This window comes from Vibrio sp. PNB23_22_6, from assembly GCF_052877535.1.
Map to the genome: position 1 here is coordinate 34,838 of NZ_JBNFXP010000009.1, position 15,574 is coordinate 50,411.

General features: G+C 46.8%; 18 protein-coding genes. 14 read left to right on the top strand and 4 right to left on the bottom strand.

Features of this window, described 5'->3' with window-relative positions:
* Nucleotides 1-2: 2 nt before the first annotated feature.
* Genes fliE through ACVA54_RS09375 form a run of 3 tightly spaced genes read right to left on the bottom strand, consistent with a single transcriptional unit; the run spans nt 3 to nt 2,716 of the window.
* A complete protein-coding gene (fliE, locus tag ACVA54_RS09365; RefSeq protein WP_099078233.1) occupies nt 3-359 on the bottom strand; it encodes a flagellar hook-basal body complex protein FliE in 357 nt (118 codons plus the stop codon).
* A 15-nt stretch (nt 360-374) separates the two neighbouring features.
* Nucleotides 375-1,706 carry a sigma-54-dependent transcriptional regulator gene (locus ACVA54_RS09370; RefSeq protein ID WP_172438060.1) on the bottom strand — a complete coding sequence of 444 codons (1,332 nt, stop codon included), beginning with the start codon at nt 1,704-1,706 and terminating at the stop codon, nt 375-377.
* Nucleotides 1,706-2,716, bottom strand: coding sequence for an OmpA family protein (locus ACVA54_RS09375; RefSeq protein ID WP_446580606.1), 1,011 nt, complete (start codon nt 2,714-2,716; stop codon nt 1,706-1,708). The genes ACVA54_RS09370 and ACVA54_RS09375 overlap by 1 nt, the downstream gene beginning before the upstream one ends.
* 370 nt (nt 2,717-3,086) lie before the next feature.
* On the opposite strand from ACVA54_RS09375, the gene ACVA54_RS09380 reads away from it, so the two are divergent.
* From ACVA54_RS09380 to lafA, 9 genes are all read left to right on the top strand, one after another.
* Nucleotides 3,087-3,905: a FliM/FliN family flagellar motor switch protein gene (locus tag ACVA54_RS09380; RefSeq protein ID WP_446643679.1), complete on the top strand. Its 819-nt coding sequence runs from the start codon at nt 3,087-3,089 to the stop codon at nt 3,903-3,905.
* Complete coding sequence (gene fliN, locus ACVA54_RS09385) at nt 3,902-4,270, top strand: flagellar motor switch protein FliN (protein WP_099078237.1); 369 nt, start codon at nt 3,902-3,904, stop codon at nt 4,268-4,270. The genes ACVA54_RS09380 and fliN overlap by 4 nt, the downstream gene beginning before the upstream one ends.
* A gap of 18 nt (nt 4,271-4,288) precedes the next feature.
* Nucleotides 4,289-5,056 carry a flagellar type III secretion system pore protein FliP gene (gene fliP / locus ACVA54_RS09390; protein WP_099078238.1) on the top strand — a complete coding sequence of 256 codons (768 nt, stop codon included), beginning with the start codon at nt 4,289-4,291 and terminating at the stop codon, nt 5,054-5,056.
* 12 nt (nt 5,057-5,068) lie between these two features.
* Complete coding sequence (fliQ, locus tag ACVA54_RS09395) at nt 5,069-5,338, top strand: flagellar biosynthesis protein FliQ (protein ID WP_099078239.1); 270 nt, start codon at nt 5,069-5,071, stop codon at nt 5,336-5,338.
* The gene (fliR, locus tag ACVA54_RS09400) at nt 5,338-6,114 is read left to right on the top strand and encodes a flagellar biosynthetic protein FliR (protein ID WP_099078240.1); all 777 of its coding nucleotides are present in this window, start codon (nt 5,338-5,340) and stop codon (nt 6,112-6,114) included. The genes fliQ and fliR overlap by 1 nt, the downstream gene beginning before the upstream one ends.
* Entirely contained in the window at nt 6,111-7,238 is a 1,128-nt protein-coding gene (gene flhB, locus ACVA54_RS09405; RefSeq protein WP_099078241.1) for a flagellar biosynthesis protein FlhB, read from the top strand. The genes fliR and flhB overlap by 4 nt, the downstream gene beginning before the upstream one ends.
* A 30-nt stretch (nt 7,239-7,268) precedes the next feature.
* Entirely contained in the window at nt 7,269-9,359 is a 2,091-nt protein-coding gene (gene flhA, locus ACVA54_RS09410; RefSeq protein WP_446642278.1) for a flagellar biosynthesis protein FlhA, read from the top strand.
* 19 nt (nt 9,360-9,378) lie between these two features.
* On the top strand, nt 9,379-10,149 hold the full coding sequence (locus tag ACVA54_RS09415) for an EAL domain-containing protein (protein ID WP_172438061.1): 771 nt from the start codon (nt 9,379-9,381) through the stop codon (nt 10,147-10,149).
* Nucleotides 10,150-10,374: 225 nt separating this feature from the next.
* Nucleotides 10,375-11,223 carry a lateral flagellin LafA gene (gene lafA, locus ACVA54_RS09420; protein ID WP_446644352.1) on the top strand — a complete coding sequence of 283 codons (849 nt, stop codon included), beginning with the start codon at nt 10,375-10,377 and terminating at the stop codon, nt 11,221-11,223.
* 17 nt (nt 11,224-11,240) lie between these two features.
* Here lafA and ACVA54_RS09425 read toward each other — a convergent pair whose 3' ends face one another.
* Complete coding sequence (locus tag ACVA54_RS09425; protein ID WP_446649548.1) at nt 11,241-11,525, bottom strand: hypothetical protein; 285 nt, start codon at nt 11,523-11,525, stop codon at nt 11,241-11,243.
* Between the two features lie 416 nt (nt 11,526-11,941).
* Here ACVA54_RS09425 and fliD point away from each other — a divergent pair, with 416 nt between their 5' ends.
* From fliD to ACVA54_RS09450, 5 genes are read left to right on the top strand one after another with little or no spacing between them, the layout of a single operon-like run.
* Complete coding sequence (fliD, locus tag ACVA54_RS09430) at nt 11,942-13,279, top strand: flagellar filament capping protein FliD (RefSeq protein ID WP_119464315.1); 1,338 nt, start codon at nt 11,942-11,944, stop codon at nt 13,277-13,279.
* 19 nt (nt 13,280-13,298) lie between these two features.
* Entirely contained in the window at nt 13,299-13,685 is a 387-nt protein-coding gene (fliS, locus tag ACVA54_RS09435) for a flagellar export chaperone FliS (RefSeq protein ID WP_099078246.1), read from the top strand.
* On the top strand, nt 13,669-13,989 hold the full coding sequence (locus ACVA54_RS09440) for a LafD (protein WP_172438050.1): 321 nt from the start codon (nt 13,669-13,671) through the stop codon (nt 13,987-13,989). The genes fliS and ACVA54_RS09440 overlap by 17 nt, the downstream gene beginning before the upstream one ends.
* Complete coding sequence (locus tag ACVA54_RS09445) at nt 13,986-15,038, top strand: flagellar hook-length control protein FliK (protein WP_446649549.1); 1,053 nt, start codon at nt 13,986-13,988, stop codon at nt 15,036-15,038. Before ACVA54_RS09440 ends, ACVA54_RS09445 begins: the two co-directional genes overlap by 4 nt.
* A 22-nt stretch (nt 15,039-15,060) precedes the next feature.
* Nucleotides 15,061-15,570, top strand: coding sequence for a flagellar basal body-associated FliL family protein (locus tag ACVA54_RS09450; protein WP_099078248.1), 510 nt, complete (start codon nt 15,061-15,063; stop codon nt 15,568-15,570).
* The last annotated feature ends 4 nt before the right edge of the window (nt 15,571-15,574 follow it).

The window sequence follows — 15,574 nt, forward strand, 5'->3', positions numbered from 1 at the left end:
GATTACACCGGCATTTTCATAATATCGTCAAAAGAGGCCACAACCTTGTTGCGTACCTGCATCAGTGCATTGAAAGACAAGCTCGCTTTTTGACTTGCCACCATTGCTCCAACCAAGTCATCACTTTTCCCCGTTTCTACCGCTGTCATTTTCTGACTGGCCACCGATTGGTGCTGGTTCACCGAATCCAACACACTGGTCATTGCTTGAGAAAACGATAACGGTGCATTCAGAGATTGCTTGTCGATCGGGTTAGCACTTACGACAAATTCTGGCTGCTGAACCTGAGTTCTCATGATCTCCATTTTCGACAGCATTAATTGCTCTGCCGAGATCGCATTGGTAGGTTGACTTGCCATTTACTGTTTCTCCTTTTAGGCAGCCGAGCCTAGCGCCGACTGTAAATCAATACCGTGTTCACGCATTGCTGCGAGCTTGTAACGCAACGCTCGGGTAGATACGCCCAAAGCATTTGCGGTTTTGGTTCGGTTTCCACCAAACTGACGTAATTTTTCCAAGACAAATTGATACTCCGCCTGCTTCTTTGCCTCAACGTGACCAAAACTTGAGGTTGGCTCCGCAGAAGGCACTCGAACGAGAAAATCAATCGGTAGCATCAGATCATGGGCAGTGATGTAGTCACCGTGACGCATCACTAACGCACGTTGAATGACATTTTCGAGTTCACGAATGTTCCCTGGCCAGTGATACTGACACAGCGCAGAGATCGCATCCTGAGACAAACGACAACGGCTGCTGTCTTGGTATTTTTCGATAAAGAATTGACTGATAGGTAGAATGTCCTCTTTACGCTCGCGCAACGGAGGCCAGTGCAAAGGTAAAACATCAAGACGGTAGTAGAGGTCCTCACGGAATGTGCCTTTTTGCACTTCTTCACGTAGGTCTTTGTTTGTCGCAGTAATCACGCGAATATCCAATTGAATCGCTTTATGGCTGCCGACACGCTCAACTTCGCGCTCTTGTAAAACACGCAATAGTTTGGCCTGCACTGCTGGAGACATTTCACCGATTTCATCGAGTAATATCGTGCCACCATTGGCCTCTTCAAATTTTCCGCTTTGGGAGCCAGTCGCGCCAGTAAATGCCCCTTTCACATGACCAAACAACACCGCTTCAAGCATAGATTCTGGGATAGCCGCACAGTTCACTGCAACAAAAGGACCATCCAAACGTGGAGAGTGCTCGTGCACATAACGTGCGAGCACTTCTTTCCCGGTGCCTGACTCACCCGTTATCAATACACTCGCGTTCGTACAGGCAGCGCGATGTGCCAATTGAAGTACCTGCTTACTACGCCAAGACTCGGCCACTATATTAGCCAATGGTTTACCCAGTGCTTCAACACGTTTCAGTAAATTCAGTAGTTGATTGGTTTCAAATGGACGCAATAGATAGTCAGTCGCCCCTGAATTCATGATTTCTGCCGCGAGAAGGCCTTGTTCTTGATCGACAATCGCAATCACAACACCTACGTTTCGTTGCCTCTGGTGACACACTACAAACTCACGAACACACATATCCGGTAGTGTTGAACTGACCAAGGTAATGCTTGCTCTCTCTTCTAATAGTGCACTTCGGCCTGTACGAGAATGTCGAGCGGAATAACCCGCACTCTCAAGTACATCCAATACGGGTTGAGCAAGACTTTCATTGGGCTCTACCAACAAAATATCCGTTTTCGTCATCATTGAACCTTGACCTTCTTTTGTTGAGTGTGTTGTTTCAATTCTTTATGGTTTTTAGCAATAACGCGCTCGTTGTCTCGAACAAGGCGCAACGTCACCCGACGATTTTTCATTTGTCCTGCACTGGTGTTATTACTAGCAATCGGATAGCGAGAACCATGCGCTCTCACTTCAATGAGGTTGGCATCGATTCCCTTGCCGACAAGGGCTTTGGCAACTTGTTCAGCGCGTTGACGAGATATAGTGAGGTTAACTACATCGGAACCAACGTTGTCTGTGTGCCCATCTACAAGGATTTTAGTGACTCGGTTATCAGCAGACACATAACTGTATAACGCAGCAATCGTTTCTAACTGAGATGGGGTCAGTGTTTTTTGCCCAAATTGGAAAGGCAGGACCAGATCACGTGCTTGCGAAAAAGACAATTTAGGTAACCGCTCACGACACGCTTTAAATGACGCTAAAGCAGGTTGAATTTGAATGGTTGGCAACGTCAGCTCGGAAAGCGAGGAAGCATCACCCCCCATAAGTGACAGTGTAACCCAGTTTCCTTTAGTAATACCATCAAGAAGTAACTCACTTCCTTTTACGAATTCAAATCGACGCGTTGCTTCTGGAGCAGTTTGTGACGCTAATAAATTCGTTATCAGCTCACCATTCCATGGGGCACTTTGAGTTTGAAGAGAAGCGCTATTCCATTTTTCATCGCCATCTTTTACTTCTGAAATAAAAAAAAGGCGATTATCAGTTTCCGCCCGGAAGTAAAACTTCCCATATGGAATGTCCGTATGAATTAATCTGCATTCAAGTTGATTTCCTTTATAATCCCAACTCGATAGATCCATAGGAACAATGACACTTTCACCTGCCAAGGTTAATTTTGACCATGTCATAATCATGACAAATATAAGTTTTGATATTTTTGTTAAAACGTATTTCTTACATAACCTTGACTTAGTTAGATTTCTCAAATATGCCATCATATTAGGGTGTCTGGCATAGTTAATCATATTGATTCCCTATTCTAAAACATTGAAAGTGGTCAATAAGCGTACAAAGAACGAATTTCCACTCGTACCTATAAATGAATGGCTTCATGATCAGAAAGTAACGCATGATGTTTGTGTTCAAGAATTGCTGTGAATTTAACCGATCATTCCAGATAATTAACACATGAACTTATATTCTTATCTTGAATTTATAGGACAAAAATAACTCTTTTTATTTTTTATGAAAAGTGCCTCATTGCCTCCGCAAATCAACATATGAACTAAAGTCACATTATTTAAAGTTGAAACTAAAGGTTAGTAAAAAACTCTGTGTAGACTACACGCTATTAAGTTAAAACAACTTCGAATGTTAAGGCACGGTAAAATATAAATGGAAAGCAGAGACAACGAGCCTATTTCCGACATCAAACTTCTTGATGTAGAATTATTAGGCAAACCTATTCATATCATTCGAGAAAAGCTCGAAAGTTTGATTTCAGAATCTTGTTCTAGCCTAACCAATGAATTACAAAATTGGCTCAGCACCAACAAAATCGAAGCAAACTTAGTTTCAGTAGAGCTACACAGATTTTCACCAACTTTCTTGGATAAAGACCAAACCTCCATTTATCAGCATCAAGATGGCGGCATGGTGTATATCCACGGAGACGCACAAGCATTAATCAAGCTTGCTGACCGTTTTTACGGTGCGGCAACAGAGCGCGACTCTACAAGCTTGACTGCGAGTGACTTGCGCCTTCAAGAGCGTATTAGTCGAATCATCATCAACTGGCTAGCACCTCAAGAAATGTGGCAAGCCTGCGAGTACGAAACGCCAAGAGGCATCGGACTGCATGCCGAGCTTTCTATCGCGTTCGATGACTGCCAAGGTGCGGTTCATCTCAAATTGGATAGTCAGTTGATTCAAACCTTAATAGATCAATTGAAATTACAATCCGATGTCGACCTGTATCAGCCATTTTGCCGTTCTCTGGCGTCAACGCCTGTTCGACTCAATGTCGTACTCAGTAAAAAAAATATGGCATTGAGTGATGTTATCGGACTGAAGCCGAATGATATTTTACCGATAGAGTTACTCAATACTGTGCCAGTCAGTATTGGCAATCAGTCACTTTTCACTGGTCGTATTGCCGAGCAAGACGATCAACTTGTTTTGATTTTTAACCCAGATAAGGAATCGCAGCGATGAGCGAAGCCCAAGCAACCACAGCATTCGACGCCGATGATTTGAACTTTGACGATTTTCAGCTAGAAGACTTTGCCCCAGAGCAACCATTCCAAGCAGAACCGGTAACAGAACGCGATTTGAGCTTTTTTAAAAGCATTCCTGTTACCGTTACCTTAGAAGTCGCGAGTAAAGAAATCCCACTAGGCGATTTGATGAAAGCGGGTGAAGGCACAGTGATTGAACTGGACAAACTCAATGGCGAACCTCTTGATGTGAAAGTAAATGGTTCTCTGATGGGACAAGCAGAAGTCGTGGTCATTAACGACAAATATGGCCTACGCCTGATCGATGTCCATGACTCTGCGCTTAGCGGCGTTGGCCGATAAATTCAGGTGGGTTGCGCGATGAATGTTCTGAGTGACAGTCAGTGTCGGTTGCCTTTACTGGTGATTACATTACTTGGTTTACTGTTGTTTACGCTGCCAACCATGGCGGCAGACAATGGCTTAACCATCTTATCCGTTTCCGACGGTGACACGCAGCAAGAATACAGTGTTAAGCTACAGATCCTCTTGCTAATGACGGCACTCAGCTTCTTGCCGGCCTTCATCTTGATGGCCACAAGCTTTACACGCATTATCGTAGTATTAGCCATATTGCGTCAGGCGTTAGGCTTGCAGCAGAGTCCGCCAAACCGAGTTTTGGTCGGCATTGCACTAACGTTGACGCTGCTTATCATGCGCCCTGTCTGGACCGATATTTACGACAACGCCTTCAAGCCGTATGACAAGGGTGAAATTACCTTGATGCAAGCGTTTTCGGTGGCCGAAAAACCTGTTCGTCACTTTATGTTGGCACAAACCCACCAAAGCTCGTTGGAGCAAATGCTGCGTATTGCCAACGAGCCTATCGACCAAAACGTCGAAGATATTTCATTTGCTGTCGTGTTGCCTGCTTTCGTCATCAGTGAGCTGAAAACCGCATTTCAAATCGGCTTCATGTTGTTTATCCCGTTTCTGATCATCGACCTTGTCGTTGCCAGTGTGTTGATGGCAATGGGTATGATGATGCTGTCACCACTGATCATCTCGCTGCCATTCAAGCTTGTCGTGTTTGTTCTGGTGGATGGCTGGGCGATGACTGTCGGCACACTATCCGCCAGCTTTGGGTAATGGGAGCGCAACATGACACCAGAACTCACCGTTACACTATTTTCTGACGCCGTCTGGCTGATCATCTTGATGGTAGCCGTCTTGGTTTTGCCGGGGTTGATTGTTGGTCTTTGCATTGCGGTATTTCAGGCTGCCACGCAAATTAACGAGCAAACCCTCAGCTTCCTGCCACGTTTGTTAGTCACGCTGCTGATGGTGATTTTTGCGGGTCACTGGATGCTACGTAAAATCATGGAATTGTTTGATTTCTTGTTCCACAATATTCCAGGGATGATCGGCTAATGGCGATCACGTTTGCGGAACTGTCCGTGATTCTAGGTCAGCTGTGGTGGCCATTTTTTCGCATCGGTGCCGTATTCATTTCCATGCCATTTTTTGGTGACGCGCTGATTCCAGTCTGGGTTCGCAGCTTGCTTGCGCTCTCGATTGTGGTGATCACCGCACCACTTATGCCACCAATGCCAGAAGTCGAACTGTTCTCGATGACCTCGCTTTTCTTAGCGTTCGAACAGGCGATATGGGGCCTGATGTTCGGCTTAATCCTGCATATGTTGTTCAATGTATTCACCATGCTCGGCCAGACTATCTCGTTACAAATGGGCTTGGGTATGGCGATGATGAACGATCCGGTTAATGGTTTGTCTGTGGCGATTCTAGGCCGCATGTTCCTTATCTTCTCGACCTTGTTGTTTCTTGCACTTGAAGGGCATTTATTGGTTATCGATATCGTCATTCAAAGCTTTGTCATTTGGCCTGTGGGATCGGGTATCTCCGCCCTTTCCTTGCAAGGCGTTGTGAACATCTTTGGGTGGATGTTTGCTTCTGCGCTTGCCTTAGCGTTACCAGCGATCGTTTCTATGCTGCTCGCCAACATCAGCTTTGGTGTGATGAACCGAGCAGCGCCATCACTCAACGTTTATGCGTTGGGCTTTCCCATGACCATGCTCTTAGGTTTGTTCAGCGTGTTGATCTCTGTCTCTGGCGTGCCTAGTCGCTATACCGCGTTAGTTCACGACACCATTCGTTTCTTGAATAACTTTATGTTGGGGGGCGCATGAGCGAACAGTCGTCTCAAGACAAAACCGAGAAAGCCTCGCCCCAGAAGGTCAAAAAAGCCCGTCAGGAAGGGCAAATTCCGCGCGCAAAAGAGTTCACTACCGCCGTTATCTTCCTAGCCGTTGCGATGTTTTTTTATTCCCAACTCAACAGTATTTGGGAAAGCATGTCTGGCGTATTCCGTTACAACATGACCCTAACCAAAGCCGACTTGGAAAACCCAAAGCAATTGGTGGAACACCTTGGTCAGAGCTTGGCGGTGATCATTGAGATGCTATTGCCCCTCTTCTCAGTAATCATCATTGTCACCTTTGGCAGCAGCATGGTGCTGGGTGGGTGGATGTTCCGCCTTGCGAACGTCATGCCAAAACTCAGCAAACTGAACCCTATCTCTGGCATTAAACGTATTTTCTCTACTCGCTCACTTGTGGAATTGGTCAAATCGACTTTTAAAGTACTCGTCATCTTCGGCATTCTTTATGGCTACCTAGACAACCATCTACAGCCGCTACTTGGCATGCAAAACTTACCACTCAGCCAAGGCTTCTCACTGATCATGTCGATTTTGTTTGAAGGTCTGCTGCTGATGGGGTTCGCCCTATTGCTGTTTGGGGTACTTGATATTCCTTACCAACGCTGGGAGCACCTCAAAGAGCTGCGCATGACCAAACAAGAACTCAAAGAGGAGTTCAAGAACAACGAAGGTCGACCAGAAGTTAAACAACGCATTCGCCAAATTCAGCAGCAGTTTGCTCGCCGTAAAATCGACAAAATGGTGCCAACCGCAGACGTGGTGATCACCAACCCGACCCACTACGCCGTGGCATTGAAGTACGAGCCGTCGCTGTCCGATGCACCATTTGTGGTGGCAAAAGGCGTCGATGAAACCGCGATGCACATTCAACGCATCGCCCGCGAGAACAAAGTCGAGATCATCAACTCGCCGCCGCTGACTCGTTCGATTTATCACACCACAGCGATTGAGCAGGCCATTCCGAGCCAACTCTATATCGCAGTGGCCCATATTTTAACTTACGTTTTGCAGTTGAAAGCCTTTCGTAAAGGGGACGGAAAGGAACCGACGCCTTTGCCTCATTTTTCAATTCCAAAGCATTTGCAACACTGATTAACCCGCGTTTACCCAAGGACACAGAGTATGTTTAACCGGTTAAAACACCTTCAAACTTCCACTAAAGGCTACATTGGTATTCCAATCGTCTTGTTGATGGTATTGGCAATGGTCATCTTGCCTTTACCACCATTGCTATTGGACGCGCTGTTCACCTTCAATATCGTGTTAGCGATCTTGGTATTACTGGTCAGCACGACAGCGAAGCGACCTCTCGATTTTTCGATTTTCCCAACCATTTTGCTGGTCGCGACCTTACTTCGCCTCACTCTAAACGTGGCTTCAACGCGTATCGTATTGCTTGAAGGTCACAACGGCAGCGATGCTGCTGGTAAGGTAATTCAAGCCTTCGGTGAAGTGGTGATCGGCGGTAACTACGTGGTCGGTATGGTGGTGTTCATCATCTTGATGATCATTAACTTTGTTGTGATCACCAAAGGTGGTGAGCGTATTTCCGAAGTCTCGGCACGCTTTACCTTGGATGCTCTACCAGGCAAACAAATGGCCATCGATGCCGATTTAAACGCAGGCTTAATTGACCAAGAAACCGCCCGTCAGCGCCGTAAAGAAGTCGCGAACGAAGCCGACTTCCATGGCTCAATGGATGGTGCGTCTAAATTTGTTCGTGGTGATGCGGTTGCGGGTCTGCTTATCCTGTTCATCAATATCATCGGTGGTATCAGCATTGGTGTGTTCGAGCACGGATTACCAGCGTCAGAAGCCTTCAAGACTTATGCCCTGTTGACTATCGGTGATGGTTTAGTTGCACAAATTCCATCACTATTGCTAGCAACCGCGGCCGCCATTATCGTGACGCGCATTAACGACAGCGATGACGGCATGTCGGAAACCATGCATAAGCAGTTGCTCGCGACATCAGCAACCTTGTATACCGTTGCGGCCATCATGGCAATCATTGGAATGGTCCCGGGTATGCCTCATCTTGCGTTCTTCACCTTTGCCGCCGTGTTGGCATTTGCAGGGTGGCGACAAAGCAAAAAACCGGTGCAAGATACCCAAATCGACCAAGTGGAGGCGCTCTCTCATGCGATGCAGGTAGAAGAAACTGCACTCACTTGGGACGATATTCCTCATGTCCACACGCTGTCTCTTGCGTTGGGCTATCGTTTGGTTCACTTGGTCAACAAAGAACAAGGTGCGCCTTTAGCACAGCGTATTCGTGGCGTGCGCCGTAACCTCTCTGAGCAAGTGGGCTTCTTGCTGCCAGAAGTGCGTATTCGCGACAACCTAAGTTTAAAACCAAACCAATACACCATTGCGTTGAACGGTGAAGTTATTGAACAAGGCTTTATCGAGCCAGAACGTCTCATGGCGATTGCCGTTGGTGAAACCTATGGCGAAGTCGATGGTATTCTTGGCAGCGATCCTGCCTACCAGTTGCCTGCCGTTTGGATTGAACATCAAGACAAAGCCAAAGCGCTCAACATGGGCTATCAGGTGGTTGACGATGGTACGGTGATCGCGACACACATCAGCAAAATCATGAAAACCAATTTGGCTGAGTTGTTCACCCATGACGACGTTGAAGCCATGACTCAACGTTTGACTGCGCAAGCACCCAAATTGGCCGAAGCCTTAGCCGCTGCACTGACCCCAGCACAGCAACTTAAGGTCTACCGTCAGCTTCTGCTTGACCAAGTTCCACTGAAAGACATTCGTACCATCGCTAATACCATGTTGGAGTCTTCTGAAAATACCAAAGAGCCAATTTTGCTTGCGGCGGATGTACGCTGCGCGCTGAAACGCACTCTGGTGAACTTAGTCGCAGGACAAAAAAACGAACTGAATGTCTACGCTTTATCGGATGAACTTGAGAACATGCTGATGGCTTCTCTACAACAAGCCCAAACAGCAGGCGCTGTCATGCTCGATAGCTTCCCAATAGAGCCAAACATCCTTAGTCAGTTCCAACAGAACTTGCCTTTGATTCGTCAGCAACTTAAACAACAAGGCTTGCCACCCATCTTACTGGTGATGCCCCAATTGCGACCACTGCTGGCGCGTTACGCACGTACCTTTACCCAAGGATTGGCGGTACTGTCTTACAATGAAATTCCAGAAAATAAACAGATCAACGTGGTAGGAAACCTTGGCTAATCTCATATCAACAACAGCGATGTACGATTATTTATGCGGCCTCGCACTGCAACATATTGTCACGGACGACGACCAACTGGTGTTTGATGCGCTCAAACACAATGACATTCAACACGCCTGTCAAGCCATCCGTAAAACCAAAACCGGTGAGGTGGCATACCAACACCTCACCCTGCGCTTTGGTGTACGTGGCGAGCAGAGTGTTTATCAGTTTGAATTGTCTGAGCAAATGCAATATTGCTTAGATTTATACAGCTTGTATTTAGCCCTGCGCCAAACTCAGTTCCAGCTCGATACCTTTCATCCGGATCTTATCAGCAATGTCGTTGTGCCTATTCGGATCGACGCCTTATTATGGCAAGCAGGCCGCCATTTTTTGAATCAGATGATTCAATTCCACAAGGCAGCATTTCAACATGTCGTGCCCTCTTTACAAGCCGATGAATCCCTTTGCCTGCACGAGCAAGTCACCACTTTGGTTGAGCTGTTAAAAGACAACGCGTATGCGTTATGGTTTGAAATCGCGACCAGACAAGTGCACTTCGAACGCATAGCAGAGTTTAAACCTGATATGATTAAGCTATCCGTGACAATGGAAAACAAACAAGATCAGCACGCGTTTCTGCCTATCGCGCGCTTTCTTCGTCACAATCAATTTCCTTGGGTAGCAGGGAGAGTCGCCAGCCAAAATGAACTCAATCGCTACCGCTTACTCGGTGCGAATTATTACTTTGGCTATTTCAGTGATATTCCCACCTCATTGTCGTTTAAATCGTTCGACGATGAATAAATAGGGTAACGATAAAGGGCGAGTTCAGAAATAAGAACTCGCCCTTTTTTATGTCTGAACAGCCTTAAAATACGAGTTTTCTGGAATAGATATCACCAAAAACCATCAAAATTGGCGATTTTGGCAAAATTTTTAAATTTCCAATTAATCATTAAAACCAACCGACCGCCTCTAGTTAGTGAGCGGGGCGATAGTCCCACATTGAACAATCAAGGAGAACAGATTATGGCTCTATCAATGCACACTAACTACGCTTCGCTGGTTACTCAAAACACGCTAAGCAACACTAGTAACCTACTGAACACAGCAATGGAGCGTTTGAGCACGGGTTACCGTATTAACTCTGCAGCAGACGATGCAGCTGGCCTACAGATCTCTAACCGTTTAGAAGCTCAAACTCGCGGTATGAGCGTTGCGATGCGTAATGCACAAGACGGTATGTCTATGCTACAAACAGCGGAAGGTGCTTTCGATGAAGCAACTAACATTCTGTACCGCATGAACGACCTAGCAACTCAGTCTGCAAACGGCACAAACACAGCAAAAGACCAAGATGCTCTTCAAAAAGAATTTGCAGAACTAGGTACTGAGCTACAAAACATCATGGATAACACCAAATACGCTGGTGATACATTGATTACTGCTACTGGTATTAAAGCGGGTGGTCTTACTCTACAAATCGGTTCTTCTTCTGCAGAAACTCTAGACTTAGCTACAACAGTAGATACTGATGTTGCTGCGGCACATACCGCTCTCAGCGCAACCGTTCCTGGCCTAGACATTGGCAGCACTGGTGATGCAAGCGCAGCTATGGACGCTCTAGTTACAGCTATTGATGAAGTAGGTGCAGCACGCTCTGGATTGGGTGCTACAATCAACCGCCTAGACCACACTGTAGTGAACCTAGGCAACATGGTTGAAAACACATCGGCAGCGAAAGGCCGTATCACTGACGCTGACTTTGCTGTTGAATCTTCAAACATGACGAAGAACCAAATGCTAATGCAAGCTGGTACAACGGTTCTTTCTCAAACTAACCAGCTACCAGGTATGGCAATGTCGCTACTGCGTTAATAGAGACTCACTATTCGCTAATAACGCGCAAAATTTAATTCGTCCAAAAAATCAAAGCCTCCTCGTATCCGGGAGGCTTTTTCGTTGTTAGCGAGAAGAAACTTGTTGAACAGTTCCAGTTCGACAGATTCCACACCTCGATGTGGCTCATACGCTTTGAGCTCTGGAAATCGAGAAAACGTCTCTACACGGCTGCTCACCAGCTCTTCGGCATTAATGTTCTGTTTACTGCGCAGTTTGGTACCGATGAAAGCCTCATATGCACGAGCACACTTCATCAGTCGTAAAACAAAGTCATTCATTATTGTCGTTCTTTTTTAGTCGAATTAGGGGGGAATAGCCAGCCGCTAGCAACCACAAAAATTGCAGGGGCATAAGATAGCAAACCTTTGCATTCAAACAGGATCAGAAAAATCTGAATCCCTTAACAGTAAACGCCTAAATTTGCGCATTATGCATATCGCTCATGCCTCGCTTTTCTTCCCTCCATTGGATTAAATCTTTCACCACTTTTGGTCGCCTTTTTTATTTGGGAACCCCATTAGCTATCAAGGGGAAAGCGGAACCTGCAAGGTGGAAAAGTCGCTTCCTCCCAACACACAGAATAGTCCGTAAGATACTGTTTTATATAGATATAGATATCAGGCACACATCTTGCGATTGAGTATTTATTACTGGCATAGAAAAGCCAAATACAGATGAGAGAGGGAGCGACCTCATGAGTTCGTTAGATCCAATTACCATGGCAACCCAGTTCGCCACGTTAGACGTTCAGCCATTTCAGCAACGTTACCAATTGCAAGCCGATCGTTACCAAACACAGTTGGCTGCTCTAGGTAAAGTCGAAAGTGCGCTGCGTGACTTCCGATCTGCGGTTAACGAGATGAACAGCAGCACAAACAGCATCATCAAAAATACCGCAACGACCTCTCAAGACGGCTTTTTCACCGCGAGTGCCGATGCCAACGCATTAGTCGGTAACTACCAGATTTTCGTTGAGCAAGTGGCTACTTCACATCAGATTTCTACCGGTATGCCTGCAGACTTGGAGGCCACTACCGAGGTCCCAACTACCGGTACGTTAGAGTTCACCATCAATGGTGAAACCATGACGTTAGATATGTCGACGGTGGATACTGACGGCGATGGTAAAGCGACCGTGACGGACCTAGTCAGCGCGATCAACAACAACCCTGATAACCCAGGCGTGAATGCCACGCTTGTGCGTTCAAATGGCCAAACACACTTCATGCTCTCCAGTACCGAGACAGGCGTTGCGAACAGCATCAATGTCAGTGCCACTGGCACAGGACAAGCGTGGTTTGAAGATGCGTTCACCAACACAACAGAAATCAGTAAACCTCAAGATGCTGTTATCTGGCTTGGCGCGGAAGGTACAGGGCTGCAACTGACTAACTCAAGCAATACCTTTGAAGGTGTGATCGATGGTGTCGACATCACGGTCACCAAAGCACAAAACTCAGGTGAAGCCCCTATCTCGATGGAAGTCGGTGCAGACCTTGAAGGCACGAATGAGCAAGTCACTAAGTTTGTCGACACCTACAACGCCCTTATTTCTACGCTAGATGAGTACACACAAATTGGTAGCGAAGACCAAGCGCGTGGCGTTCTAGCCAGTGACCCAACGCTACGTTCGATTGAAAGCCAATTAAATGCGCTTGTTCGTGGCGAACATGGCGGCATGCGTTTGAGCGAAGTCGGCATCACTATCGATCGCGATGGAAAAATGAAAGTCGACCAAGACAAATTCGCCGAAGCACAGAAGAGTAACAGCGCTGCGCTTGAAGCAATGTTTAACGGTGATGGTGCCCTGCTCGACTCACTCGATGATATGGCAGAACCGTTTTTGAAGTTCTCGTCTGGCACGTTCAATTCTCGTAAAGATGCGCTGCAAGCCAATATGGACCGCATTGAAGACAAACAAGTCTCTTTAGAGCGCAAGTACGAGATGTCGTACAACCGCTACCTCACCCAATTTACTCAAATGAACACCTTAATGACGCAAATGAACCAAACCATGTCGCTGTTTGGTTAACGCTTTAGGAGAAATACTTATGCTCATGGATTCCGGCTACGACTCATACCAACAGGTCGATCTGGATGCTCAAGCAGCATCCGCTAATCCACACCAACTCGTCGTCATGCTGATCGATGGGTTACTCGATGAAATTGAACGTATTCGCGGTCACCTTGCTGCGAATCGCCTCGAAGAAAAAGGAATTGGCATTAACAAGTGCATGAACATCCTTATCGGCTTAAGCAGCGCATTGGATGAAGAGAATGGCGGAGAGATCGCCGAGAACTTGCGTCAACTCTACGATTTCTGCCAAGTCGAGTTGTATTACGGCAGCACTCAAAATGACGCAGAGCGTTTGGACAACGTAGAGCGTGTGATGGGTAACGTTCGAGAAGGATGGATGAACTTTGGACAGCAAGCATAAAGTGTCGCCGGAGCGATTTCGCCACTTATCAAAACTGATCCAAATCGCTACTAAAACAGCCGATTGGCAAGCACTAAAACGCTACGATTTACAGTTGCGCGAACTGCTTATCAGTCATAAGCCTTTCTTGAACGATATGAAACTCGCACCGGAAATCCAGCGAGCAAAAACGGTGCATGCAACTGCGTTTGCTGCACTCGAGAAAGCCACCAGCGAACTACAGCAAGAGATGAATATGGTTAACGACCAACAGGAACGAGCCATGGCGTATCAACTTGCAATGACGATGGAGCTAACGCAATGATGGTCACCAACTCAATGCCTGCGAGTTTACCTTCTCAATCTACCGCCGTAGGGAAGATCTCTCACTCGCGTTCAGAGCAAGGCGTTTCGCTAGCAAATTCAGCCACGGTCACTCAACAGGGTCAAACCAACGCGTCTATCACCGTTGCCGGATTTCGCTTAAATACGCAAGCCTCACCAGCGGAAGCGATGCAACCTGACGTCAGTTCACCAGAGCTCCACACAGAAGACACCTCTGATGAAACGTTACTAGGTAATGCTTCATCAGAGGTGAATCTGGCCACGCAAGCGCAAGTTCTCATGCAAGGGATAAGTAAGGCGGCGATTAAGCAAGGCGAAACCAACCAGCTTGCACAAGTGTCGGCAAATAGCACCTCGCACAGTGCAAACATGGGCGCCCAAGCCAATTCAATGCTTACCTCCCCTACGCAAGAAAACCAAAGTGGTGTTCAAGCGAGCGCGGCAAATTCGCTTAAAGTTTCTGCTTCTGATTTGCAACCGTTGCTGAATCAATCTGCTCACGGGCAAATATTCGCAGCCAACACGCAATCGCAGACAACAACAGCGCAACATTCAAATCCAACCTCACCGCTTGCAGCAACTCAAGCTCAAGGTGCGGAGTGGGCGGCCGTTCGCGTGGATACCAGTTCCGGTAAATGGGGCGAGCAGATGATGCAAGTGCTGCAAGATCGCGTGACTTTACAAGCTCAGCAAAACCTGCAAGAAGCCAAGATTCGTCTCGACCCGCCAGAGCTTGGCAAATTGGATTTGTTGGTGCGTGTTGAAGGCGACCGCTTGAGCGTACAAATCAACGCCAATACCGCCGCAACCCGTGAGGCACTGATGCAAGTGTCTGAGCGCCTTCGAACTGAACTGCAAGAGCAGAACTTCGTTCACGTAGACGTCAACGTTGGCTCGGATCAAGGTCAAGAGCGACACTCTCATGACGGCACTCAAGAAGAAGCAAACGTCTTTACCGCGCGTGAAACCAACGCCTTCAAATCTAATACAACAAACGATTCAGAGCATTGGCTGAACACTCAAGCCTAATGCATCATCGAGGAAAAAGGTTATGACCAAACAACAAATGATCGCCCTGTTTATCACCATGATCATCACCAGTGCCCTCGTTTCCGCTGCCACTGTGGTCGGCGGTATTTGGTACCTCAACAAAAGTTCAGAGTCTTCATCATCAGACTCTAGCGTTAGCGCCTTATTGGAAGATTCACCGTTGGCATTCTTAACTTCTGAGCAACCAACGACAAAAGGCCCAAGCTTTCATCCATTAGATAAAGTGGTGCTGACCATCAAAGGCAAAAAGCAAACTCACTTTGTGATGCTGGAACTTGCGGTGGAAACACGCCGCCCAGAGCGCATTAAGGACATTGATGCCTACATGCCGATGGTTCAAAACTCACTGCTAAAACTGTTCAGCGACAAAACTTTTGATGAGCTTCAGCAAGCAGGTGCCATTGATATCCTGCAAAGCGAAATCAAAGAGAACCTACTGCTTTCGTTCGCAAAAACCGACATCGTACGTGATATCGATGATGTTTTGCTGACCAAGTACGTTGTGCAATAACGGA